This is a genomic window from Clavibacter davisi (assembly GCF_052751415.1).
The window spans coordinates 2,437,822-2,463,039 of sequence record NZ_CP199882.1; the positions used below are offsets into that span (position 1 = coordinate 2,437,822).

General features: G+C 73.9%; 15 protein-coding genes. 4 read left to right on the forward strand and 11 right to left on the reverse strand.

Going from position 1 to position 25,218, the window contains the following annotated elements:
• Positions 1–110: 110 nt before the first annotated feature.
• The 6 genes from ACU4ZT_RS11500 to ACU4ZT_RS11525 form a co-directional block, all read right to left on the reverse strand.
• Positions 111–5,972 (reverse strand): Ig-like domain-containing protein, encoded by a 5,862-nt coding sequence (locus ACU4ZT_RS11500; protein ID WP_445337213.1) that lies wholly within the window; start codon positions 5,970–5,972, stop codon positions 111–113.
• The gene (locus ACU4ZT_RS11505) at positions 5,969–7,609 is read right to left on the reverse strand and encodes a serine/threonine-protein kinase (RefSeq protein WP_270979453.1); all 1,641 of its coding nucleotides are present in this window, start codon (positions 7,607–7,609) and stop codon (positions 5,969–5,971) included. The genes ACU4ZT_RS11500 and ACU4ZT_RS11505 overlap by 4 nt, the downstream gene beginning before the upstream one ends.
• Before the next feature lie 189 nt (positions 7,610–7,798).
• Positions 7,799–9,139, reverse strand: coding sequence for a citrate synthase (locus ACU4ZT_RS11510; RefSeq protein WP_081235137.1), 1,341 nt, complete (start codon positions 9,137–9,139; stop codon positions 7,799–7,801).
• 161 nt (positions 9,140–9,300) lie between these two features.
• On the reverse strand, positions 9,301–10,413 hold the full coding sequence (dapC, locus tag ACU4ZT_RS11515; protein WP_445337214.1) for a succinyldiaminopimelate transaminase: 1,113 nt from the start codon (positions 10,411–10,413) through the stop codon (positions 9,301–9,303).
• 5 nt (positions 10,414–10,418) lie between these two features.
• A complete protein-coding gene (gene fdxA / locus ACU4ZT_RS11520; RefSeq protein ID WP_043674720.1) occupies positions 10,419–10,739 on the reverse strand; it encodes a ferredoxin in 321 nt (106 codons plus the stop codon).
• A 41-nt stretch (positions 10,740–10,780) separates the two neighbouring features.
• Positions 10,781–12,103: a PIG-L family deacetylase gene (locus ACU4ZT_RS11525; protein ID WP_063072638.1), complete on the reverse strand. Its 1,323-nt coding sequence runs from the start codon at positions 12,101–12,103 to the stop codon at positions 10,781–10,783.
• Positions 12,104–12,308: 205 nt separating this feature from the next.
• On the opposite strand from ACU4ZT_RS11525, the gene efeU reads away from it, so the two are divergent.
• The 3 genes from efeU (at position 12,309) to efeB (ending at position 15,876) form a co-directional block, all read left to right on the forward strand.
• Positions 12,309–13,247 (forward strand): iron uptake transporter permease EfeU, encoded by a 939-nt coding sequence (gene efeU / locus ACU4ZT_RS11530; protein WP_445337215.1) that lies wholly within the window; start codon positions 12,309–12,311, stop codon positions 13,245–13,247.
• A gap of 80 nt (positions 13,248–13,327) precedes the next feature.
• Complete coding sequence (gene efeO / locus ACU4ZT_RS11535; protein ID WP_063072636.1) at positions 13,328–14,536, forward strand: iron uptake system protein EfeO; 1,209 nt, start codon at positions 13,328–13,330, stop codon at positions 14,534–14,536.
• On the forward strand, positions 14,533–15,876 hold the full coding sequence (efeB, locus tag ACU4ZT_RS11540) for an iron uptake transporter deferrochelatase/peroxidase subunit (RefSeq protein WP_414749019.1): 1,344 nt from the start codon (positions 14,533–14,535) through the stop codon (positions 15,874–15,876). Before efeO ends, efeB begins: the two co-directional genes overlap by 4 nt.
• Positions 15,877–16,023: 147 nt before the next feature.
• Here the strand turns inward: efeB and typA are convergent, their stop codons facing one another.
• From typA to ACU4ZT_RS11555, 3 genes are all read right to left on the reverse strand, one after another.
• Positions 16,024–17,931, reverse strand: coding sequence for a translational GTPase TypA (typA, locus tag ACU4ZT_RS11545; protein ID WP_063072634.1), 1,908 nt, complete (start codon positions 17,929–17,931; stop codon positions 16,024–16,026).
• A gap of 114 nt (positions 17,932–18,045) precedes the next feature.
• The gene (locus ACU4ZT_RS11550) at positions 18,046–19,896 is read right to left on the reverse strand and encodes an ABC transporter substrate-binding protein (RefSeq protein WP_445337216.1); all 1,851 of its coding nucleotides are present in this window, start codon (positions 19,894–19,896) and stop codon (positions 18,046–18,048) included.
• A 99-nt stretch (positions 19,897–19,995) separates the two neighbouring features.
• Entirely contained in the window at positions 19,996–21,684 is a 1,689-nt protein-coding gene (locus tag ACU4ZT_RS11555; RefSeq protein ID WP_063072632.1) for an ABC transporter ATP-binding protein, read from the reverse strand.
• A gap of 71 nt (positions 21,685–21,755) precedes the next feature.
• Between ACU4ZT_RS11555 and ACU4ZT_RS11560 the strand changes: the two genes are divergently transcribed.
• Positions 21,756–22,361 carry a PH domain-containing protein gene (locus ACU4ZT_RS11560; protein ID WP_445337217.1) on the forward strand — a complete coding sequence of 202 codons (606 nt, stop codon included), beginning with the start codon at positions 21,756–21,758 and terminating at the stop codon, positions 22,359–22,361.
• Between the two features lie 77 nt (positions 22,362–22,438).
• On the opposite strand, the gene ACU4ZT_RS11565 is transcribed toward ACU4ZT_RS11560, so the two are convergent.
• The gene (locus ACU4ZT_RS11565) at positions 22,439–23,620 is read right to left on the reverse strand and encodes an ABC transporter permease (RefSeq protein WP_445337218.1); all 1,182 of its coding nucleotides are present in this window, start codon (positions 23,618–23,620) and stop codon (positions 22,439–22,441) included.
• A gap of 3 nt (positions 23,621–23,623) precedes the next feature.
• The gene (locus ACU4ZT_RS11570; protein ID WP_063072629.1) at positions 23,624–25,150 is read right to left on the reverse strand and encodes an ABC transporter permease; all 1,527 of its coding nucleotides are present in this window, start codon (positions 25,148–25,150) and stop codon (positions 23,624–23,626) included.
• Positions 25,151–25,218: the final 68 nt, after the last annotated feature.

Here is a 25,218-nt window from a genome sequence, read left to right on the forward strand (position 1 = left end):
GGGTGCGGGTGCGGGTGCGGGTGCGGGTGCGGGAGCGGGTGCGGGTGCGGGTGCGGGAGCGTGGGCGTGTCCGGGTCCGGGTCCGGGTCCGGCGGCCGCGGGGTCGGCCGTCATCCGCGGTGGGCGTACGTGTACAGGGTGCCCGAGTCCGCGGCGACGCGCACCTCCAGGATCCGCTCGGCGCCCGCCGGCAGGGCGCAGGATCCGGCCGCTCCGGAGGAGCCGTCCGTCCACGCGCCCTCGCCGCCGCAGCGCCACTCGCTCCGGGCGTAGCCGCCGCCGACCGCGGGCGGGGTGGAGGTCCAGGAGACGATCGTGCCGCCGGCTGCGTCCGCCTCAAACCGCACGTCGCCGGCGCGCGCGTCGACCGCCGTGCCGGCGTCGACCGCGACCGACCAGCCGCTCGAGCGCGGACGTCCGTCGGTCCCCCGGTCGCCGCGCGGCAGCGAGACCGTGACGGCGGGCGCGGAGGGCGCCGTGCGCGGGGTGAGCTGGCCGGCCTCGACGACCGTGCAGCCCTGGCTGTTGGCGGCGAGCACCGTGAACGCGACGGGCTGGTCGGCGGCGAGGCCCGCGAACACGTGACTCGTGGCGCCGCCCACGTCGACCGCGGGACCGTGCTCGGCCGACCACGGCGTCACGCCCTCCGTGGCGACCGAGCAGCCGGGCGCGGATCCGGGCGCGTGCGCGGCCACGAGGTAGCGGATCCCGTCGACGCCCGGCCCCTGGAACGCCGGCCAGGAGACCGTGACGCGCGTCTCGTCCGCCGGGTCGGCGACGGCGGTGGGCGTGCCGGTCGCGGTCGGGGCGCCGCGCGGCGTGCCCGTGATGGAGGCGGTGAGCCACGCGGATCCGTCCTGCACCTGCGCACTGTTGCGGGCGGCGACGCCCACGGCGACGGGCACCTCGGCGACGAGCGACGGATCCCGCACCTCGACGCTGGTGGCGTCCGCGGCCACCTGGCGGGTGACGCCGCCGACCGTCACGATGTACTGCGAGACCGGGCTCGACGACGAGGGCACCGCCGACGGCTGCCACGACACGCGCAGCCCGTCCGCGAGCGGCTCGGTGACGAGGCCGGCGGGCACGGCCGGCAGCACGTCCGACCACAGGCCCGAGATCGAGACGGGCTCCGAGGCGCCCACGCCGTTGACGGCCCGCACCTCGACCTGCACCGCGGACGACGGGCCGTTGCCGGGCGTCGGCACGGTGCACGTGGTGGACGGGCAGGTGGTCGTGGCGGTGACGACACCGCCGCGGAGCACGCGGACCTGGTAGCCCGTGATCGGCGACCCGTTGACGACGCCCGGCTCGAACGCGACCGTGAGCGCGCGGTCGGCGAAGCCCGTGGCGCGGAGGGCCGTGACCGGTCCCGGGCGGTCCTGCACGTGGATCACGACGGTGCCGAACGCCGCCCGGCCCGCGTCGCCCGTGGCGTCGCGCACCTCGTACTGCACGCGCACGTCGCCCGGCACGGCGTCGGCGGACGCGGCGACGGCGAGCGTCGCGCGGTCGGCCGACGGCGTCACCGTCACGCCCGCCGGGAGGCTCGCGCCGTCGGCCCCGCGGATGGACGCGACCGTGAGCGGCGCGCCCGGGAAGGGGTTCCCCGCCTGGTCGTTGGCGAGCACGTCGATCGTGGTGGCGGATCCGCGCGTCACGGTGCCCTCGTCGGTCGCCGGCTGGGCGAGCGGCCGCGTCGACGGCACGACCCGGAGGTCCACCCGTCCGGCGCGTCCGGCCTGCGTGGCGTCGCGCACGCTCACGGCGAAGGACGTCGCGACGCCCTTCTCCACGCCCGCGTCGGCCGAGATCCGCAGCGTGCCGCCCTCGACGGAGGCGCGGAAGCCCTCGCCCACAGCGCCCTCGATCGCGTACGCGAGCTGCCCGCGGTCGTCCTGGTACGGGTAGGCGGTGAGGCGGCCGAGGTCGATGTCCTTGGGCTGGCCGGGCTCCAGGTCGATGACCGCGCCCGTGAACACGGGCGGCTGGTTCTCGGTGGGCGTGACCGTGACGGGGAGCACGAGCGCGGCCGTGCGCCCACCGCCGTCGCCCGCGGAGTCGGTGACCGTGAAGGAGAGCGCGGCGGGGCCGAAGTAGCCGGGCTCGCTGCGGTACGCGACGGTGTCGTCGTCGACGAGCTCCACGGGTCCGTCGGCGTGCGTGGCGGAGAGGGAGTTGGGGTCGGCGATGCGCACGGCCCGGCCGCCCGCGGCCACCACGTGGTCGTCGAGATCGACGACGAGCCGCTCGCCGCTCGCGACGGACGGCCGCGGCTGTCCCACGCGCAGCTGCGGCAGCGTGTCCTCGAAGCCGGGCACCCAGACGAAGGCGGTCGCGGTGACGCCCTGGTCGTCCGGCTGCGCCACCGTGAACGGCACGATGCGGCGCGCGTCGCCGACCTCCACGCGGATGCGGCCGTCGGGCGTCACGCGCGCCACGTCGTCGTAGCCCGCGCCGACGGAGAGCACGAGCGCCGACGCGTCGCCCTCCGCGGAGAACACGTTGCGCATCACGTCGACGTCGACGCTCGTGCGGTCGAGCACGTCGGAGAGCTGGAGCACGGTGTCGCGCGCGATCGGGCGCGTGGGCGGCGCGGCCGGATCCACGACGACCGTGAGGAACGCCTCGTCCGTGCCGCCGCGCGCGTTCCGCACGCCGTAGACGAAGCCGTAGCGCCCGGCCTCCTCGGGCGCGACGACGCGCACGGTGTCGCCGTCGAGCCCCGCGACGGGTCCCGCGGACTGCGGCTGCACCGAGACCAGCGAGAGCGCGCCGCCGTCCGGGTCCGTGTCGTTCGCGAGCACCTGCACGCGGAGCACCCGGCCGGGCCGCACGGTGACGACGTCGGCCGTCGCGACCGGGTTCCTGGCGCCCTCGACCCGCGGGCTGATGCCCACGCGGATCGTGCCGGTCGCGCGCGCCCCGAGCCCGTCGACCACGGCGTACGCGAACGCGTCGGTGCCGGTGGAGTAGTCGCCGGCCCGGTAGTCGATCCAGTCGGGCCCGACCTCCGCGACCTGGCCCTTCTCGGGCCCGGCGTCCTGGCCGAGGAGCCGCACGGAGTCGCCGTCGGGGTCGATGCCCGTGAGCGGCACGGGGATCCGCACGGTCTCCCCCGCGAGCACGCGCGCCGTGAGCGGCCGCGGCACGGGCGCCGTGTTGGTCGCGGCGTCGGCCTCGCGCACCGACACCGTGAGGGTCGCGGTCGCCCACTGGCCGTCGGGCGCGACGGTGCGGTAGACGGCCGTGTGGTCGCCCGTGCGGTCGGGCGCGAGGTAGCGCAGGCGGTCGCCGCTCGCGAAGAGGAGGCCGGCGCCCTCGGGCAGCGGATCCACGAGCACCGGGTCGAGGCGCAGCGCGTCGCCGTCGGGCTGCTCGTCGTTGGCGAGCACGGGGATGTCGACGGCGTCGCCCACGCGCACGGCCACGCGGTCGTCGACGGCGACGGGCGGCTGCCGCACGGCGGGCTCGGGCACCTCGATCACGGTGATGACGCCCGTCGCGTCCGCGACGCCGTTGCTCACGCGGTAGCCCACGTCCACGGGTCCGTCGAGCGGCCGGGTGAGCGTGATCCGCACGAGCCGCTGCCCCACGACCTCCGCGCGCACGCCGGCGGCGTCGCCGGGCGACACCGCGTCGGTGACCACGAGCACGCCGCCCGTGGGATCGAAGTCAGCGGCGAGCACGTCCACGTCCTGCGCCTCGAGCGCCCGCACGAACACGGTGTGCGGCACGGTCACGGGCCGGCCGTCGGACTCGGGGGCGCCGCGCACCTCGACGCGCACGACGCCCGTGGCCGTGGTCCGCCCGTCGGTCACCGTGTACTCGAGCAGGTGCGTGCCGGTCCGGGTGCCCTGCAGGCGGACGGTGCCGGCCTCGAGGTCGGGCGTGACCTGCACGCCGGGTCGCGCGGGCGCCGACGCCAGCCGGATCGCCCCGCTCCCGCCGCGCGCGTGCAGGAGCGCATCGACCGTGATCTCGCGCCCGACCGACGCCTGCACCACGAAGCCCTCGGCCACGAGCGGCACGTCGCCGGCGCGGCGGACGGTCACGACGAGCGCGCCGGATCCCTCCTCGCGCCCGTCGGACACCTGGAGCGCCACCGTGCGCGTGTCGCCGCCGGCCCCCGCGTCCGTGTAGACGACCCGGCCGTCGGGCTTCCAGCTCACGGCGTCGGGCGCCGCGACGCTCGCCCGCGTGAGGTAGGTCGGATCCCCGTCGGGGTCGTACCAGCCGCCCAGCACGTCGGCCTGCAGGCGGGCGCCCTCGGCGACCGTGCCCGTGGCGGGCCGCGACTGCACGGGCGGGGCGTTCTCGTCCGCGTCGCGCACGGCGACGCGCACGTCGGCGGTCGCCGTGCCGCCGCGACCGTCGCTCACGACGTAGGAGAGGCGCACGGTGCCCGCCGCCGTGGGCGCGAGCGCGAGCTGGAGGCCCTGGCCCTCGTCGACGATGTCGACCGCGCCGACCTGCGCGTCCACGGGGGTGACGGAGTCGATCACGAGCACGTCGCCGTTCGGGTCGTGATCGTTGAGGAGCACGGGCAGCGGGCTCGTGCGGCCGGGCCGGGCGCCGAGGTCGTCGGCGACGGCGACGGGCGGCTGCTGCACGCGGTCGGTCTCGGGCGGGATGTCGGCGGTGCTCTGCTCGACGACCGTGTCGGACCGCTCGCGGTCGATGAGGTCCGACCAGTTGTCGATGACCCCCGCCCCGCGCTGCACGGCCCAGGCCGCGCCGCCGCGCACGTCGTTGAGCACGACGCGCGGGCCGTCGACGAGGAACCGGAGCGCGGACTGCGCGGACACCCCGGCGATCTCGGTGAGGGCGCCGGCCGGGGTGCGCCGGGCGTCGCCGGCCTCCGCGCCGCCGACCGCGGCGGAGTCGACCGGCGCGGTCGGCGCGGTCGGTGCGGTCGGTGCGATCAGCGCGGACGGGGCGGCGTCGAGGCAGCGCTGCCAGGAGGATCCGCCGGTCCAGCCGGCGAACTCGCAGCCGTCCACGCGCACGGGCCGGGCGGGCGCGCCGGACGCGCGGTCGGCGACGACGACCGGGGCGCCGCCCGCGACGGGCACCTGCAGCAGGCCGCCGGTGTGGGCCACGAGCACGGCGTCGCCCGCGGAGGAGGCGCGCTGGAGGGCGACCTGCGCGTCGGCCGCGACGGATCCGCCGAGGTCGACCGCACGCCCGTCCACCCGCAGGGCGCGGGCGTCGGCGTCGTACAGCGCCCAGTGTCCGTCGACGCCCGTGAGCGCGAGGCGGCGGGCGGCCGGGCGGCCCGCCACCCCGGCCTCCACGGTCTCGCCGGGCACGGCGGCGGCGGGATCCGCGCCGGGGTCGACGGCCGCCCCCTCCGCCGGCGCGCCGACGGGCCCCACGTCCACCGTCCCCTCGACGGTGTCGTCCGTGGCGGCGCGGATGCGCGAGAGCGTGCCGGAGGCGGCCGAGTAGACGAGGAGCGTGCCGTCGTCGGCCATGGACGCGACCGCGTCGGCGCCGAGCGACAGGGTCGGTGCGCTCACCGCGTCGAAGGCGGCGAGGCCCGCGACGGGCACGAGCCAGAGCTGGCCGGTGGCGGGCACGAGGATCGCGACGCGCGACCCGGCGAGCATCACCTCCGCGCCCGCGGGCAGCGGCGCCGTGTCGACGACCGCGCTCGTGGCGTCGTCGACCACGTCGAGGCGCGAGGCGCCGCGGTCGGCGAGGAGCACGGTGGATCCGGACTGCAGCACGTCGATGTCCTCGCTGCGGGAGTCGACCACGCTGTCGAGCTCGAGCACCTGGGTGTTGGCGCGGCCGATGGCCTGCTGCGCGGCGTTGACGACCCACACGGATCCGTCGTCGAGGTCGATGCGCTGGGCGTCGTAGCCGTCCGAGACGAGCGCGAAGCCCGTGAGGAGCGCGAGCACGACGGCGCCTCCCGTCACGGTGGTCGCGGCCTGGCGGTGGCGGCGGATCCAGTCGCGGATCATCGCGGGAGCTCGGCGCACTTCTCGGTCGACGCCCGGCCGGCGACGCCGTCGCGCGTGACGGTCACGGTGACGCAGGCCCGGTCGCCCGAGCCCGCCGCGCCCGCGGTCCCCGGGCCACCCGAGGTGACCCGGAACGACGTGTCGCGCTGGGTGCTCGGCAGGCCGCCGTCGCGCACCACCTGGTACGCGTCGTCGGCGCCGAGGCCGGGGTCGTCCCAGGAGAAGAGGATGCCGTCGTCCGTCGCGGAGGCCTCGATGGCGCCGACGACCGGGATGTCGCGCGCCCCGGTGCCGCCGCCGGATCCGCCGAGGAGCACGCCGACCAGCACGCTCGCGACGACCGCGCCGGACGCCGCCGCCACCAGCGCGATGCGGTTCCGCACCAGGAACGGGCGCGGTCCCGGCGCGGGCGGTCGGCCGGAGCCGGAGGCGCCCACGGGCCCGGATCCGGAGCGGCCCAGGGAGGTGGACGCGGGATCCGCGCGCCCCGGCTCCGACGCAGACGGGGTGCCCGTGCCGCGCGCGGACGCGCGCCGGGCGGGATCCGCAGCCGACGGTCGCGCGCCCGCCGCCGCCCCGCCACCCGCCGCCGCGGCACCCGCCACCGCGCGCGCCCGGGGAGCGCCGGCTGTCACCGTCGCCTTCCGCCGCACCCGGCGGACGACGGCACGCGGGCCGGCCGCGCCCGGATCCACCTGCACGATCCCGCGCACGCGCGTCGGGTCGTCGTCCTCCTCGACCCCGGCCGCCACGGCGGACGCCCACTCCTCGCTCGCCACCTCGAGCGGCGTCTGCGCGAGCTGGAGCTCCGCCTCCACCGCCTGCAGCTCGCGCACGAACGCGAGCGCCGAACCCGGCCGCGCCTCCGGCTGCCGCGACATCGACCGGCGCAGCACCAGCTCGAGCCGCTCGGGCACGTCCGCGCGGCCGGTCGGCAGGGGCCTGGCCTTCTGGATGCGGGCGACGAGGTCCGCGGGAGCGTTCCGCCCGCCCGGCACCTCGAAGGGGCTCCGTCCGGCGAGCAGCGAGTGCACGGTGGCCGCGAGCGACCACACCTCGCTCCGCACGGTGCCCGGGCTCTCGCCGGCGAGCACCTCGGGCGCCGACCACGGGATCGACAAGCCCACCGCGTCGGTCGCCGCCGCGTCCTCGAGCGTGGACGCGATGCCGAAGTCGCTGAGGACGGGGTGCCCGAACGCGGTCGTGAGGATGTTCGCCGGCTTGATGTCGCGGTGCAGCACGCCCGCGCGGTGGGCGGTCTCCACGGCGCTCGCGATGCGGATCCCCACGCGCAGCACCTCGGCGACGCCCAGCGGCTCGCGCCGGTACCGGTCGCTGAGGCTCGACGAGCACAGCTCCATCACGAGATAGGGCCGCCCGTCGGCCGCGACGCTCGCCTGGTGCACCGTGAGCACGGACGGGTGCGCGCTCAGCTGCGCCATGAGGTCGGCCTCGGCGCGGAACATGGCGCGCAGCCGGTCGGTCACGATCTCGGCGAGCATGACCTTGACCGCCACCTGCCGCCTGGGCATGTCCTGCTCGTAGAGGAACACGTCGGCGAAGCCGCCGGATCCGAGGACCGTCACGTAGGTGAACCCCGGCAGCACCGGCGGGGACGACGGCAGGCGTCTGGCCATGGCCCCCTCATCGGGTTCGGACCGACGGCAGGGACTGGTGCGGGCGGTGGCGGGTGATCGGCTCCCGTCGAGTCTAGGCTCCGGATCCGCGCGGGCACAGGGATCCGGCGCCCGCGGACGCCCCCTGTTCGGGAGCGTCCGCCGAGCGCTCGAGGCGGGCCGCGGGGTGGGTCGCGCGGTCGGTCGCGGTCAGTCGCGCGGGGGCAGGTCGCGCGCCGGCTGACCCACGTAGAGCTGCTGCGGACGGCCGATCTTGGTGGCCTGGTCCTCGTTCATCTCGCGCCAGTGCGCGATCCAGCCGGGCAGGCGCCCGATGGTGAACAGCGCCGTGAACATGCGCGTGGGGAAGCCCATGGCCTTGTAGATGACGCCCGTGTAGAAGTCGACGTTCGGGTAGAGCTTCCGCTCGATGAAGTAGTCGTCCGCGAGCGCGACGGCCTCGAGCTCCTTGGCGATGTCGAGCAGCGGGTCTTGGATGCCGAGGGCCGCGAGCACCTCGTCGGCGCTCTCCTTCACCAGGCGGGCGCGCGGGTCGAAGTTCTTGTAGACGCGGTGCCCGAAGCCCATGAGGCGGACGCCGTCCTCCTTGTTCTTCACGCGCTCCACGTAGCGGTCGACGCCCTCGCCGGAGTCGCGGATGCGGCCGAGCATCGCCAGCACGGCCTCGTTCGCGCCGCCGTGCAGCGGACCGAAGAGCGCGCCGATGCCCGCGGAGACGGAGGAGAACATGTTCGCCTCGGTGGATCCGACGAGCCGCACGGTCGACGTCGACGCGTTCTGCTCGTGGTCCTCGTGCAGGATGAGCAGGCGCTCGAGCGCGCGGCTGACCACCGGGTCCACCTCGTAGGGCTCGGCGTTGTTGCCGAAGTTGAGGCGGAGGAAGTTGTCCACGAACGACAGCGAGTTGTCCGGGTAGAGGAACGCCTGGCCGAGGCTCTTCTTGTGCGCGTACGCCGCGATGACCGGCAGCTTCGCCAGCAGGCGCAGCGTGGAGATCTCGACCTGCTCGGGATCGTGGACGCTCAGCGAGTCCTCGTAGTAAGTGGAGAGGGCCGACACCGCGCTCGACAGCACCGACATGGGGTGCGCGTTCGTGGGGAGGGCGCGGAAGAGGCCCTTGAAGTCCTCGTGCAGGAGCGTGTGGCGGCGGATGTCCTCCTCGAACCCGCCGAGCTGGTCCGCCGTGGGCAGCTCGCCGTGGATGAGGAGCCAGGCCACCTCGAGGTAGCTCGACTGGCGCGCGAGCTGCTCGATGGGGTAGCCGCGGTAGCGGAGGATGCCCTGCTCGCCGTCGATGTAGGTGATCGCCGAGCGCGTGGAGGCCGTGTTGACGAAGCCGTTGTCGAGCGTGGTGAGGCCCGTCTTCTTCGTGAGCGCGGAGATGTCGATGCTGGACGCGCCGTCGACCGCGGGGAGGATGGGGAACTCCACCCGTCCGCCCGGGTACGTCAGCGTCGCCGTGGGCTTCTCCTGCGCCTGGGGCTCGTCCGCCTTCGGCCGGTCGTCCGCCTGCTGCCCGCCATCGGTCACGGCGCCTCCTCGAGTGTGTGGTGGATGACCCGGGGGGATGCGCGCCGCCGGGCGCTCGTGGCGCCGTCGCGGCACGGGGATCCGAGCCGACTACAGCCTAAAGGGCCGACCGGGACGCTGTCGCCTCCGCCAGCATCCGGGCGGATCCGTCGGAGGTCGTGCTACGTGGAGGAGGCGGCGCGGAGCCGGGCGGCCGCGGCGGCCATGCGCTCGTCCGTCGCCGTGAGCGAGAGGCGCACGTGCTGGGGCGACGCGTCGCCGTAGAAGGGGCCGGGGCCCGCGAGGATGCCCAGGTCGGCCAGCTCCGCGATGCCCTCCCAGGCGTCGCGCCCGCGCGTCGCCCAGAGGTAGAGGCCGGCCTCGCTGCGGTCGATGCGCCAGCCGGCGGCCTCGAGCGCGGGCCGGAGCACGTCGCGGCGCATTCGGTACAGCTCGCGCTGGGCGCGCACGTGGTCGTCGTCGCCGAGCGCCACCGCCATGGCGTGCTGGAGCGGCGCGGGCGGGAGCAGCCCCGCGTGCTTGCGGACCCGGATCAGCCGCGCGATCACGTCCCGGTCGCCCGCCACGAGCGCGGCGCGGTACCCCGCGAGGTTGGACTGCTTGCTCAGCGAGTAGAGCGCGAGGACTCCCGTGTGGTCGTCGCCCACGACGCGCGCGTCGAGGATCGAGGGCGTCGGCCCGTCGGCCCACTCCCCCTCCCAGCCGAGCTCGGCGTAGCACTCGTCGCTCGCGATCACGGCGCCGAGCTCCCGGGCGCGCGCGACGGCGGCCCGGAGCTCCTCGACGCCGAGTACGCGGCCGTCGGGGTTGCCGGGCGTGTTCAGCCAGACGAGGCGCGTGGACGCGGGCCACGCGGCCGGGTCGTCGGCCGGCACGCTCTCCGCGCCCGCGAGCGCCGCCCCGATCGCGTACGTCGGGTACGAGACGCGCGGGTGCACGACCGCGTCGCCCTCGCCGAGGCCCAGCATGAACGGCAGCCAGGCCACCATCTCCTTGGAGCCGATGGTCGGCAGCACCTGCTCGACGTCGAGGTCGGCATTCCGGCGCCGGGCGTGCCAGTCGACCATCGCCCGCCGGAGCTCCGGGGTGCCGACCGTGGTCGGGTACGCGTGCGCGTCGGTCGCCCAGGCGAGCGCGTCGCGGATGAGCGTCGGCGTCGGGTCGACGGGCGATCCGATGCTCAGGTCGACGATGCCGTCCGCATGCCGCCCCGCCCGCTCGGCGTACGGGGCCATGAGGTCCCAGGGGTAGTCGGGCAGCTCGCCGAGGGCCACGCGCGTCAGCCGTTCTGGGGCGGGAGCGCGGCGATGACGGGGTGGTCGGAGTGCGTCACGCCGACCTTGGTGGCGCCGCCGGGCGAGCCCATCTCCGCGAAGAACTCGACGTTCGCGGTGTAGTAGTCGCTCCAGCGCTCGGGCAGGTCGTCCTCGTAGTAGATGGCCTCGACGGGGCACACGGGCTCGCAGGCGCCGCAGTCCACGCACTCGTCGGGGTGGATGTACAGCGACCGCTCGCCCTCGTAGATGCAGTCCACCGGGCACTCGTCGATGCAGGCGCGGTCCTTGACGTCGACACAGGGCAGGGCGATGACGTAGGTCACTTCGGGCGGGTCCTTCCGGGAGCGGTGCGGCCCGAGAGAGTCTACGCGGCGCCGTGAGCGGCACCCGCCGGGGCGCCGTCCGCGGACGACCCCGGGGCGCCGTCCGGCCGGGCATGGCCGCGCGGCGCGAACCGCGGCCACACGACGACCACGGCCACGAGGATCGCGGGCGCGACCGCCCACACCTGGCTCACCCAGTCGCGCGGGAAGAGGACGGATCCGCCGGGCCCGCTCATCCCGAGCACCGCCACGGCCACGACCGCGCCGAGGCCGAGGCACAGGGCGTGCAGCCGGTCGACCAGCAGCAGCCGGAACGCGACGAGGAGGCAGGCGAGCGTCACGAGCGCGAGCACGAGCCCGACGGGGACGCCGACCCCGCCGACCGCGAGCGGCGCGCGGTGGGCGACCGTGCCGATGGCGCCCACGAGGAGGCCGAGCACGAGGGACGCGGCGGCGGTGCCGATGCGCTGCAGGCCGCGCGGCGCGAGGTCGGCGTCGCCCGCCGCGCCGTCGGCGCCGGCCGGCCGGTGCGACCGGAACAGCTCGACGGCCCCGATGGGCTCGCCGACGCCGTGCGACAGCGCGAACTGGTCGCCGTCCACGACGACCTGCGTGCGGTGCGCGGCGATGGCCCGGGTCTTCGCGTCGAGCACCTCGGTGACGTCGACCGCGAGGTCCACGGCGTCGTCGGGCAGCACGAGCATGCCGGCCGGGCGCGCGTCGGGCGCGGGGAACCGGCCGCGCGCGGCCACGCGCTCGTGCGCCTCCCGCGCCGACGACTCGGTCGTGGTGATGAGGTACGCCGGCACCCCCGCCTCCTCGGCGGCCCAGGTGGCGATGACGTGCACGCGCTTGTGGTCGGGGTGGCCGTAGCCGCCGTGGTCGTCGTAGGTGATGACGGTGGTCGCGTCGACGTCGGCGATGACCGCCAGCACGTCGCGCGCCTCGTCGGCCTCGTCGCCGGCCGACAGCGAGTCGGGGTCGAGCGGCTGGAGGGCCACGGGCACCCCGTCGTCGCCCCACTCCATGCCGGAGTCGACGTAGCGGCGGGGCACGAGCCCCCGCCAGCGCGCGCCGACGTCGCCGAGGAAGCGGTGGTCGACGACCCCGAGCGCGGCCATGGCGTCGGCCAGCTCCGTCTCCCGGTGGTCCGCGAGCGCCTTGAGGTCGCCCTCGAGGTGGCGGAGCTCCTCCGGGATGACGTCGCCCCGCTCGCCGCGCGTGCAGGTGAGCACGGTGACGGGGACGCCGTCGCGCACGAGCTTCGCGATGGTGCCGCCCGTGACGATGCTCTCGTCGTCGGGGTGGGCGTGCACGAAGAGGACGTGCTCGCGCGCGGGACGGGAGGTCGAGCCGGGGATCATCGGGCGATCCTATCCGCGCGCGCGGAGCCGATCGCTGGGTGCGGGGGCCGCACTCCCGCGCACTCCGCCGTCCGCGGGGGACGACGGACTGGACGCGTCCCGGCCCCCGCGCTACTGTGCACGAGGTAAGGCAAGCCTCACCTACATTTCCCCACATCAGCAATAGGGCGCGCCCGACGCGCCCGCCGCCCGGAGAGGCGCACGCGTGTTCGCGAACTACCTGATCGGCCTGCGCGAGGGCCTCGAGGCCGCGCTGGTCGTCACCATCCTCATCGCCTACGTGGTGAGGATCGGCCGACGCGACGTGCTCGGCCGGCTGTGGCTCGGCGTCGGACTGGCGGTGCTCCTCGCGCTCTCGGTCGGCGCGATCCTCACGTACGGCGCCTACGGGCTCACGTTCGCGGCGCAGGAGGCCATCGGCGGCTCCCTCTCCATCGTCGCCACGGGCCTCGTCACCTGGATGGTGTTCTGGATGCTGCGCACCGCGAAGGACATGCGCTCCGAGCTCCAGGGCGCCGTCGACCGCGCCATCCAGGGCGCCGCCTGGGGCCTCGTCGCCGTCGCGTTCCTCGCGGTCGGCCGCGAGGGCATCGAGACGGCGCTGTTCCTCTGGTCGGCCGTGCAGGCCACCGGCGCCACGACCCTCCCGCTCCTCGGCGCCGGCCTCGGCATCGTCACCGCCGTCGCGCTCGGCTGGCTCGTGTACCGCGGGGTGCTGCGGATCGACCTCGCCCGCTTCTTCACCTGGACGGGCGCGCTCCTCATCGTGGTGGCCGGCGGCGTGCTCGCGTACGGCGTGCACGACCTCCAGGAGGCGGGCATCCTGCCGGGGCTGGACGCGCTCGCGTTCGACGTCTCCGGCGCCGTGCCGCCCGGATCCTGGTACGGCACGCTCCTCAAGGGCACCGTCAACTTCTCCCCCGCCACCACGTGGCTCGAGGCGATCACCTGGGTGCTGTACGTCGTGCCCACGCTCGCCGCCTACCTGACGCTTGCGCGGCGGGGTCGCCGTCCGCGGGCCGAGGCGGGCGCATCCGGCACCGCGTCCGCCGCCGGCGCGTCCGACGCCCGCGCCGCCTCCCCCGGGGCCGCCTCCCCCGTCGCCGCCTCCCCCGGGGCCGCGGACGCGACCACCACCCGCTGACCCCACGCACCCGCGCCTCCCCACACCCCACCATCCCGTCCCATCCCGCCGGCACGCCGGCCCGCTCCCCCCGAGGACCCATGAAGCGCTCCACCCTCCCCGCCGCCGCCCTGCTCGCCGGCGCCGCCCTCGCCCTCTCGGGCTGCGTCGCGAACGCCCCCTCCGGATCCGCGGGGGACGGCGCCGCCGCGGCCTCCGGCATCACGCAGCTGACCGTCGACAGCTCGGCCGACGCCTGCACGGTCTCCGCCGCGACCGCGCCGAGCGGCACGGTCTCGTTCCACGTCACGAACTCCACCGACCAGGTGACGGAGTTCTACCTCCTCGCCGAGGACGGCCTCCGCATCGTCGGCGAGGTCGAGAACGTGAGCCCCGGCATCGAGCGCGACCTCGTGCTCACGGCCCAGCCCGGCAGCTACTACACCGTCTGCAAGCCCGGCATGGTGGGCGACGGCGTGGGCCGCGCGCCCTTCACGGTCACCGGCGACCAGGTCGCCCTCGCCGGCGACGCCGCGCAGCAGGGCCAGGACGCCGCCGCGAACTACCTCGCCTACGTCAAGGACCAGGTGAGCCGGCTCCTCCCCGCCACGCAGGAGTTCGCCGACGCCTACCTCGCGGGCGACGACGAGAGGGCGCGCTCGCTCTACCCCACGGCCCGGTCGTACTACGAGCGCGTGGAGCCGGTCGCGGAGTCCTTCGGCGACCTCGACCCGGCGATCGACTTCCGCGAGGCCGACGTCGATCCCGGCACCGAGTGGACCGGCTGGCACCGCATCGAGAAGGACCTCTGGCGGCCCGCGCCCGACGCGAACGGCGGAGACGTGTACGTGCCGCTCAGCGCCGGGGACCGCGCGCACTTCGCCCAGCAGCTGACCGCCGACACGCAGCGCCTCTCCGACGCCGTGCACGCCGACGGCTTCTCGGTCGACATCTCCACGGTCTCGAACGGCGCCGTCGGGCTGATGGACGAGGTCGCGACCGGCAAGATCACGGGCGAGGAGGAGATCTGGTCGCACACCGACCTCTGGGACTTCCAGGCGAACCTCGAGGGCGCCCGCGTCGCCTACGAGGGCGTCCGCGACATCGTCGCCGCCAAGGACCCGCAGCTCGTCGCCACCCTCGACGCGCAGTTCGCGAAGCTCGAGACCGACCTCGCCGCCTACGGGTCGCTCGAGAAGGGATTCACCGCCTACGACGCGCTGACGACGGACCAGGTCAAGGGCCTCGCGGACGGCGTGAACGCGCTGGCCGAGCCGCTGTCGAAGCTCACCGGGACGCTCGTCGGATGACCGACGGACACGAGGCGGCGGTCGCGCCCGACACGGACGACGCATCGTCTCCCGCGGACGCCGCGGACGCCCCGCGCGGCGTCTCCCGCCGCGGCGTCCTCGGGCTGCTGGGGGCCGGCGCGCTCGGCGGCGGGCTCGTGGGATCCGCCGCCGGCGTCATGGCCGACCGCGCCTTCGCCGGCGCGCGCCAGGCCGCGGGCGGCGCCACCTACGCGTTCCACGGAGCGCACCAGGCCGGCATCACCACGCCCGCGCAGGACCGCCTGCACTTCGCCGCGTTCGACGTGGCGGACATCGACCGCGACGGCCTCGTCTCCCTCCTGCGGGACTGGAGCGCCGCCGCGGCCCGGATGACGGCGGGCGGATCCGCGGGCCCGCTCGGCGCGGTCGACGGCCCCTACGACTCCCCGCCGGACGACACGGGCGAGGCCCTCGACCTCCCGCCGGCCGGCCTCACCATCACCTTCGGCCTCGGTCCGTCGCTGTTCACCACGGCCGACGGCATCGACCGGTTCGGCATCGCCGACCGCCGTCCCGCCGCGCTCGTCGACCTGCCGCGCTTCCCCGGCGAGGCGCTCGTGCCCCAGGCGACGGGCGGCGACCTCTGCATCCAGGCGTGCAGCGATGACCCGCAGGTCGCCGTGCACGCGATCCGCAACCTGTCGCGCATCGCCTTCGGCCGGGCGTCCATCCGCTGGTCGCAGCTCGGCTTCGGCCGCACGTCGTCCACGAGCCGCGCCCAGGTCACGCCGCGCAACCTCTTCGGCTTCAAGGACGGCACGGCGAACGTGAAGTCCGAGGACACCCGCGTGGTCGACGACCACGTCTGGGCCGACTCCGGCTCCGCGCCCGGCGAGGCCTGGATGCGGGGCGGTTCCTACCTCGTCGCGCGCCGCATCCGCATGACCATCGAGACGTGGGACCGCTCGACGCTCCGCGAGCAGGAGCGCGTCGTGGGCCGCACGAAGGACTCGGGGGCGCCGCTCAGCGGCGGCGAGGAGCACACGGCGCCCGACTTCGCCGCGACCGGTCGCGCCGGCGCTCCGCTCATCGACCGGGCGTCGCACGTGCGCCTCGCGCATCCGGACACGAACGGCGGCGCGGTGCTCCTCCGCCGCGGCTACAACTTCGTCGACGGCAACGACGACCTCGGCCGGCTGAACGCGGGGCTGTTCTTCCTGGCGTTCCAGCGGGATCCGCGGGAGCAGTTCATCCCCATCCAGCGCAGCCTCGCGCGCGACGCCATGAACGAGTACCTCCGCCATGTCGGCAGCGGGATCTGGGCGGTGCCGCCGGGCGCGACCCGCGACGGCTACGTGGGCGAGACGCTCTTCGGGTAGCCGGCCCCGCCCTCGCGCACCGCGTCGCGCACGGCGTCGCCGGCGGCGCTGCACCCCGTGAGCGCGAGCCCCGGAACGAGGACGAGCCCGGCCGCCCCCCCTCCTGCGGAGGGAACGGGCGGACGGGCTCGTCGCGGTCCTGCTGTCTTACGCGTTCTGCTTCTTCAGCCGCGAGGTCTTGCGCTGCCGCGCGTTGGCGTCCAGCTCGACCTTCCGGATCCGGACGAACTCGGGCGTGACCTCCACGCACTCGTCCTCGCGGGCGAACTCGAGGCACTCCTCGAGCGTCAGCTTCCGCGAGGGCGTCATGCGCTCGAAGGAGTCGGAGGTGGACTGACGCATGTTGGTCAGCTGCTTCTCCTTGGTGATGTTCACGTCCATGTCGTCCGCGCGCGAGTTCTCGCCGACGACCATGCCCTCGTAGACCTCCTGGGTCGGCTCCACGAAGAACGACATGCGCTCCTGCAGGGCCACCATGGCGAACGGCGTGGCGACGCCCGCGCGGTCGGCGACGATCGAGCCGTTGACGCGGGTCGTGATCTCGCCCGCCCACTGCTCGTAGCCGTGCGACACGGCGTTGGCGATGCCCGCGCCGCGCGTGATGGTGAGGAACTCCGTGCGGAAGCCGATGAGGCCGCGCGACGGGACGACGAACTCCATGCGGACCCAGCCGGTGCCGTGGTTGGCCATGCCCTCCATGCGGCCCTTGCGGGCGGCGAGGAGCTGCGTGATCGCGCCGAGGTACTCCTCGGGCGAGTCGATGGTGAGGTGCTCGTACGGCTCGTGGACCTTGCCGTCGACCTGCTTCACGACCACCTGCGGCTTGCCGACGGTGAGCTCGAACCCCTCGCGGCGCATCTGCTCCACGAGGATCGCCAGCGCGAGCTCGCCGCGGCCCTGGATCTCCCACGCGTCCGGGCGGCCGATGTCGACCAGCTTGATGGAGACGTTTCCGATGAGCTCGCGGTCGAGGCGGTCCTTGACCATGCGCGCGGTGAGCTTGTGGCCCTTGACCTTGCCGATGAGCGGGCTCGTGTTGGTGCCGATGGTCATCGAGATGGCCGGGTCGTCGACCGTGATGGTGGGGAGCGGGCGGACGTCGTCCGGGTCGGCGAGCGTCTCGCCGATGGTGATGTCCTCGATGCCGGCGACGGCGACGATGTCGCCGGGGCCCGCGGACTCGGTCGGGAAGCGGTCGAGCGCCTTCGTGATGAGGAGCTCGGTGATCTTCACGTTCTTGACGGTGCCGTCGTGCTTGACCCAGGCGACCTGCTGGCCCTTCTTGATCGTGCCGTTGAAGACGCGGAGGAGGGCGAGGCGGCCGAGGAACGGCGACGCGTCGAGGTTGGTGACGTGCGCCTGCAGGGGGTGCTCGTCGTCGTAGGTGGGCGCCGGGACGTGGTCGAGGATCGCCTTGAAGAGGGGCTCGAGGTCGTCGTTGTCGGGCAGCTCGCCGTTCGCGGGCTTGGTGTCGCTCGCGGCGCCGTTGCGGCCGGAGGCGTAGACGACAGGCACGTCGAGGATCGCGTCGAGGTCGAGGTCCGGGTGCTCGTCCGACATGTCGGAGGCGAGGCCGAGGAGGAGGTCCTGGCTCTCAGCGACGACCTCGTCGATGCGCGCATCGGGGCGGTCGGTCTTGTTGACCAGGAGGATGACGGGCAGCTTCGCCTCGAGCGCCTTGCGGAGCACGAAGCGCGTCTGGGGCAGCGGGCCCTCGGACGCGTCCACCAGGAGCACGACGCCGTCGACCATGGACAGGCCGCGCTCGACCTCGCCGCCGAAGTCGGCGTGGCCCGGGGTGTCGATCACGTTGATGACGATCGGCGTGCCGTCGGCGTGCTTCCCGTTGTAGAGCACCGCGGTGTTCTTCGCGAGGATCGTGATGCCCTTCTCGCGCTCGAGGTCGTTCGAGTCCATCATCCGGTCCTCGCCCTCGAAGTGGGCGTCGAACGAGTTCGTCTGCTTGAGCATGGCGTCCACCAGGGTGGTCTTGCCGTGGTCCACGTGGGCCACGATGGCCACATTGCGGAGGTCGTTGCGCGCGACTAGCGCCATAGTGCTGTCCTTCAGTGGAGAGGGTGCCGGCCTTGTCATCAAGGGAGGAGGGCGAAGAGCCGCCGTCTGCTATTCCCAGCGACCCCCAGCCTACCGTGCCGATGCAAGCCGGGCTCAGGGAGCGTCGGAGCGGAGCGTCCAGCGCCAGGCGTCGTCGAGGACGCCGGCCTGGTGCGCCGAGACCTGGACCCCGTCGACGCGGGCGGAGGTGGCGGCGAGCGCCGGGTGCTGGAAGAGCGGGAGGCCGGCGCGGTCGCCGTACATGCGGCGGTCGAGGCGGAGCAGGAGCTCGCCGCGGGCGTCGGCGTCCTCCGTGCGGCTGAGCGAGGTGAAGAGCGCGGCCACGTCGGGGTCGGCGGTGGCCTGGCCGTCGCGCGCGTCGGCGCGGTCGTCGTGCAGCGCGCGGATCCCGGCCACGGACGGGTAGGCGTCCTCGGGGCCCACGAGCGCCGCGTCGTAGGCACCGGGCTGGCCGAGCACGTCCTGCCACTGCGGCGTGGAGCAGTCGGTCACGACGAAGCCCGCCTGCGCGGCCGAGTCGCGGATCGCCTCGTACTCGGCGGCGCGGCGCGCGTCCGCGGGGTCGTACAGCATGCACACCTCCGGCGCCGGCTGCCCGACCGACGCGAGCAGCTGCCGCGCCTCGTCGAGGTCGACGTCGTCGAAGCGGCTGGATCCGTTGGCCCGCACCTGGTCGTCGTAGCCGGCGGCGCCGGGCGCCAGCACGAAGGAGTCGCGCGTGGATCCGCCTCCCCCCGGCCCGCCGAGCTCGCGGGCGATGGCCTCGCGCGGCACGGTGGAGAGGAAGGCGGTGCGCACCGTGGCGTCGGCCATGGCGCTGTCGCGGGCGCCGAGCGTCTGCAGGTCGAGGCGCTCCCAGGAGGCCGACGATCCCATGACGGTGCGGGCGCCGTCGACGTCGTCGAGGGCGCCGAGCACGTCGGCGTCCGCGTCGGGCGCGATCACGTCGACGTCGCCGGCCGCGAGCGCCGCGACGGCGGCCTGCGGGTCCTCGATGGTCGACACGACGATGCGCTCCACCGACGGCCGGTGGGTCCCCGTGTAGAAGCGGTTGGCGTGCAGGGTGATGGAGGTGCCCGGGTCGATGGACTCGATGGCGTAGGGCCCGGATCCGACCGCGCGCTCCGGGTGCGCGGCGACGGCGGCGACGCCGAACCCCCGGTTCCAGGCGTCGGAGATGGGCGACAGGAGCTCGGGCGCGCGGTCCTGCACGGCGTCCACCAGGGTCTGCTTGGCGCGGCCCGGGCTCGACATGTCGAGGGCGAGCTGCGCGACGGCGTGCGCCGGGAGGCCGATCTCGAACGCGAGGCGCCAGTCGGGCCTGTACTGGTCGAACACCATCGTGATGGAGCGCCCGCCGTCGCCGATCACGGGCGTGCGGGTGACCTGGGACAGCGTCTCGTCCTCGGCCGCGTCGAAGTAGACCGCGTCGGCGGGCAGGGCGCCCGTGTAGCCCCCGGTCGACTCGTCGACGTAGCCGGCGGCGTCGAAGCCCGGCGTGTCGAGCGCGCGGGATCCCGCGGCCCAGGAGAGCAGGAGGTCGGCGGCGTCCACGGGCTCGCCGTCGGACCAGCGGACGCCCTCGGCGACCGTGTACTCGACCGTGAACGGGTCGCGCGAGACGATGCGCGCGGATCCGTAGCCCGGGTCGGACGCGACCGTGCCGTCTGCGGCGACCTCCGCGAAGCGCGAGTTCGTGGCGTGCACGATCTCGCGGTTGCCGTCGGTCGCGCCCGTGCGGGACTGCGCGTTGTAGGAGGTGAACGTGCTGGGCAGCGCCGCGCGGATGGCGGAGTCGGCCACCAGGCCGGTGGTCGGCGAGCAGGCGGCGAGGCCGGCGACGAGGGCCAGGGCGACCATCGCGGAGGCGCCGCGGACGACCCGCCGCAGCCCACGCGGGCGCCGGGCCGGTGCGGCCCCGGGGCCTCGCGTGTCGCTGTCCATCGCCGACGATCCTACGCGAGCGGCACGACGAGGCCCGCCGGCCGCGCGCCCCCGGGAGGGGGTGCGACGGACGGCGGGCCGGGTCGTGCGGGCCGCGGGTCAGGCCGCGGGCGGTTCGTCGCGCAGCGCCTCGCGGAGCTGGCGGCGCTCCTGCTGCTGGTCGGGGTCGGGCAGCGGCACCGCGGCGATGAGCTTCTGCGTGTACGGGTGCTGCGGGTTCCGGAGGATCGACTCGGTCGGGCCCTGCTCCACGATCTTTCCGTGGTTCATCACCACGATGCGGTCGGCCAGGAGGTCGACCACCGCGAGGTCGTGGCTGACGAACAGGCACGCGAACTGGAGCTCCTTCTGGATCTCCTGCAGCAGCTGGAGCACGCGGGCCTGCACCGACACGTCGAGCGCCGAGGTCGGCTCGTCGGCCACGAGCACCTTGGGCCGGAGCGCGAGCGCGCGGGCGATGCCGACGCGCTGGCGCTGGCCGCCGGACAGCTCGTTCGGGTAGCGATTGCGGAAGCTGCGTGGCAGCTCCACCTGCTCGAGGAGCTCCTCGACCCGGTCGCTCTGCTGCTTCTTCGAGAACTGCCCCGAGAGCTCGAGCGGCTCGCCGATGCTCTGGCCGATGGGCCAGCGCGGGTTGAGCGACGAGCCCGGGTCCTGGAACACGATGCCGATCTCGCGGCGGACGGCCCGGAGGTCCTTCGCCGAGATGCCGGTCATGCGCCGACCGGCGACCGTGAGCTCGCCGCCCGCGACGGGCAGGAGGCCCACCGCGGCGCGCGCGATGGTGGTCTTGCCGGATCCCGACTCGCCCACGACGCCGACGACCTCTCCGGGGTGGATGTCGAACGACGCGCCCGTGACCGCCCGGAACGCCGGCACGCGGCCGAGCTTCGGGTAGTCGATGTCCACCTCCCTGAGGGAGATGGCGGGCTCGGTGGTGCGCTCGGCGATCTCGACCTGCGAAGCCTCGCCCGTGCCGAGGTGCGGCACCGACGCGAGCAGCTGCTTCGTGTACGGGTCCTTCGGCGACTGGAAGATCTCGCGCACCGAGCCGCGCTCGACGATGCGGCCGCTCTTCATCACGATGACGTTGGTCGCGAGGTCGGCGACCACGCCCATGTCGTGCGTGATGATGACGATGGCGCTGTTGAGGCGCTGGTGGAGCTTTCGGAGCAGGTCGAGGATCTCGGCCTGGATGGTCACGTCGAGCGCCGTGGTGGGCTCGTCGGCGATGAGCATGTCCGGGTCGCACGACAGCGACTGGGCGATCATGGCGCGCTGGCGCTGCCCGCCCGAGAGCTGGTGCGGGTACGAGTCGAAGGCCTTCTCGGGATCCGGCATCTCGACGAGCTTCAGCAGCTCGAGCGCGCGGACCTTGGCGGCCGACGGGATGATCGAGTTGTGGACGCGCAGGGCCTCCACGATCTGGAAGCCCACCGTGTACACGGGGTTGAGCGCCGTCATCGGCTCCTGGAAGATCACGGCGATGTCGTTGCCGCGGGCCTTGCGCAGGGTGGCCTGGTCGGCGCCGACCATCTCGACGCCCTTGAGCTTGGCGCTCCCCCGGACCCGGCCGTTCTTGGGCAGGAGGCCGAGCAGCGACATGGAGCTGACGCTCTTGCCGGAGCCGGACTCGCCGACGATGGCGAGGACCTCGCCCGGGTTGACCCTGTAGTCGAGGTCGATGGCCGCGGGGATCCACTCGTCGCCGACCCAGAAGTCGACTCCGAGGCCGGAGACCTCGAGGATGGGGACGGTCGTGTCGGTCCCGTTCGCGTGAGCGCTCATGCTGCGTACTCCTGGCTGCTGGAAGTGGGGGTGTCGAGGGGCGTCGAGGCGGGCCGTGGGACGATGTGGCCATGGATCAGCCCGTCGTCATCCGCCCGTCGTTCGGACGCCTCTTGACCGTGATCGTCTCGGCGATCGTGGTCTTCGTGCTCGCGAGCACCGTGGTGGGAGGTCGTGCCGACCTGCTCCTCACGGCCGTGTGGGGCCCGCTGCTGCTGGCCTACGCCGCGTGGCTCGTCTTCTGGGCGCCGCGCGTGCGCATCGCGACCGAGGGCGTCGAGATCCGCAACGTCTTCCGCACGCACGAGATGTCGTGGCCCGCGATCCGCGAGGTCGACACCAAGTGGGCCCTGAACGTCACGACCGCGCACGAGCGCGTCACGGCCTGGGCGGCTCCGGCGCCCGGACGCCACTCGAACGCCTACATCACCACGGAGGAGGAGAAGATCCAGCCCTACCTCAGCGCCATGATGCAGGACGCGCGCCGCGGCGACCTGCCCCGCACCGACTCGGGTGACGCCGCCACGGTGATCCGCACGCGCCTCGCCGACCTCGCCGAGGCGGGCCACCTGGGCGGCCCGGTCGAGGAGGAGGGTCGGCGCGTCCGCACGCACTGGGCGGAGATCGCCGTGCTGGCCGCGCTGGTCGTCGCGACGATCGTGACCGCCCTGGTCTGACACCGGGGCGCCCAGCACGACCGACGCGCCGAGGAGGGCCGACCGGGTGAGGGCCGGCCCGTCCGTCGTCGCGACGGTCATCGACCGTCCGCGCTGTCCGACGGGCTGCCGTCGGCCGCCGCGTCCGGTCGGGCCGAGCCGACGGGCGGCGGGACGCGGACGCCCTCGGCACCGGAGCCGGTCGTCGGGCCCTGCTCGCGGCGGCTGCGGCCGGTGAGCATGGCGAACATCTGCTTGTAGGGCCCCTGTCCGCCCGGCATGCGGCGCTGGCGCGGGTCGAACGCGTCGCGCAGGCCGTCGCCGATGAAGTTGATCGACAGCGCGATGATGATGATGAACAGGCCCGGGAACCAGAACAGCCACGGCCGGGTGGCGAAGGCGCCCTGGTACTCGTTGATGATCTGCCCGAGCGAGACGTCGGGCTTCACGATGCCGAAGCCGAGGAACGACAGCGCCGCCTCGAGCAGGATCGCCGCGCTCATCAGCAGGGTCGTGGAGACGATGACCACGCCGATGGCGTTCGGCAGGATGTGCCGGAACACGATGCGGCTGTTGGACGCACCGGCGACCCGGGCCGCGTCCACGAACTCGCGCTCGCGCAGGCTCAGGAACTCCCCGCGCACGAGGCGGGCGAGCGACGGCCAGCCGATGAGACCGAGGACGATGCCGAGCACCACCGCGCCGAGACCGCCGAAGGTGCGGCCGAGGACGGCCGCGATGACGATCACCGGGATCACGATGATGAGGTCGGTGAAGCGCATCAGGAGCGAGTCGATGCGCCCGCGGAAGAAGCCGGACACGGCGCCGATCACGATGCCGATGAAGGCGGCGATGATGCCGTACAGCACCATCACGACGATGGACTGCTGCGTGCCGCGCATGACGCGGGCGAAGATGTCGCGCCCGATCTCGTCCTGGCCGAAGGGGTGCACGCCGAACTGGAACGGCAGGGTCCACGTGGGGTTGCCGCCGTTGACGATGGGCGCGACGTCCTCGTAGTTCCACATCCACCAGCCGGGGATGCGGAAGCCGAAGAACTGGATGCCGACCGACGAGTACACGAGGATCGCCATCAGCAGGAGCACCACGAGCGCGGTCATCGCGCCCTTGTGGCGCAGGAACCGGCGGCGGACGACGGTGCCCTGGCTGAGGCCCTCGACCTCCCGCTGCTCGATCGTGAGCTCGGAGTTGGCGCCGCCCTCGGGGAGGTGCGGGTCGTTGTGGGGGTCGTTGGGGTTCCCCATCAGTGCGTTGGACATGTGTCAGCTCACCCGGATTCGAGGATCGAGGACCGAGTACAGGATGTCGGCCAGCATGTTGAAGATGACGGTCAGGATGCTGGTGATCAGGATGAATCCCATCAGCGGATTGAGGTCGGTGGTGCGGAGCGCGTCCTGGAACACGGAGCCCATGCCCTTCCAGGCGAAGATCGTCTCCGTGATCACGGCGCCGCCGATGAGCCCGCCCACGTCGAAGGCGATGACGGTGGCGACGGGGATCATCGCGTTGCGGAACGCGTGGCGCATGATCACGGTGCGCTCGGTGAGGCCCTTGGCCCGCGCGGTGCGCACGTAGTCCTGGTTCATCACCTCGAGGAGGCTCGCCCGCGAGTAGCGCGAGTAGCTCGCCACGGAGATGAGGAGGATGGCGATGGTCGGCAGCAGGAGGTGCGTGTAGCTGTCGAGCATGCCCTGCCAGACCGAGCCGTTGAGGCCCGGGGTGACGGCGCCGACGGTGGCGATGGGGCGGCCGCGCGTGTTGGTCACGTAGTCGGGCCACACCTGCATGACCCGGTCGACGATGATCAGCAGCGCGACGAGGCCGCCGGTGATGCCGGCGCCGCGGGCGACGATGGGCTTGTCGTTCTGACCGACGACGTAGCCGACCACCACGCCGACCACCACGAACGCGACGATGAGCACGATCGTGATCCACCAGGGGGCGGAGACCGTCAGCACGTACTGCAGCGGGTACCAGAGCACGGCGCCGAGGACGGCCATGGCGAGCGCCGAGTAGAACGCGCGCCGGTTGCGGAGCCCCGTGGACAGCGACGTGATGAGCACGGCGATCAGGGCCCCGAGGGCGCCGATGAGCACGATGCCGAGACCCGGTCGCGCGAACCAGTCGGTGACGAGCAGGTAGACGAGCACGGCCGCGGTGATGACCGTCGCGGAGCCGAACACGATGAGGCGCGGCTTCGGGTCGCCGCCGATGATGCTCATCCAGACGAAGCCCGACACGAGCGACAGCACCACGATGAGGACCGGCGGTATCGACGGGTTCACGAGGAAGTCGTTGAAGCCGATGGCGACGTACTGCTTGAGCAGCACGGCGACGAAGAAGATCGGCAGGGAGAAGAAGAGGAACGACGCGAAGGTGACCGTGTAGTCGTAGCCGCTGTACTGGCGGAGCGCGGTCGTCATGCCGATGGAGACGCCGATGAGCACCGCGATGATCGTGGCGATCGTCACGAGCTGGATGGTCTGGCCGGCGGCGTTGGCGATGAGGTCGTTGACCTCGCGGCCGTCGATTGCCCGGCCGAGGTCGACCTGGCCGATGAAGACCTTGAACACGCCCCCCAGCCAGAGGAAGTAGCGCAGCGGCGCCGGCACGTCCAGGTCGAGGAGGTCGACGCGGGCGGCGATGAGGGCGTCGCGGTTGGGCGACGGGTTCTCCCGCAGATCCTGGAGGGGATCACCCGAGTTGGCCGCCAGGTTGTAGATGATGAAGCTGGCGCCCAGGAGGACGAAGAACGACGCGACGAGGCGCCTCAAGACGAAGGTAAGCACAGGGCGACGACGTCCCTTTCTGTGATCGGCCAGGGCTCGTGACCCGACCCGACGAGAGCATACGCGGC